Origin of the sequence: Bartonella sp. AA89HNZF, from assembly GCF_042196905.1 — a bacterium.
GTDB lineage: Bacteria > Pseudomonadota > Alphaproteobacteria > Rhizobiales > Rhizobiaceae > Bartonella.
The window spans coordinates 275-532 of the sequence record NZ_JBHIRD010000142.1 but is presented as its reverse complement, the minus strand read 5'-3'; the positions used below and the strand labels follow the sequence as shown (position 1 = coordinate 532).

At 41.9% G+C, this 258-nt stretch carries 1 pseudogene; it reads right to left on the bottom strand.

Annotated elements, in window-relative coordinates:
- A pseudogene (locus ACFIN0_RS10185) lies at positions 1-258 on the bottom strand (phage tail protein); the annotation flags it as partial.

The window sequence follows — 258 nt, the reverse complement described above, 5'->3', positions numbered from 1 at the left end:
CATCTTGGATTTCTCCTCCCGTTAAAGCTAATAAACCAGTTTCTGTTGCCTTATAAACGGGCTTGCCGATTAAATTATTCAACGCAATCGTTGTCGCCCCAACATTCTTGCCCTTCGCTTTAAAACAAAGCGTTATCCCATTCTTATACGCTAAAAACTGAGAGGGACTTTGAAGACCTATCGCACTCGTCTTTTGTTTATCATCAACCGTAACAACCCCTTCAATCACACCACCCGTATCCAATAAATACTCACGCA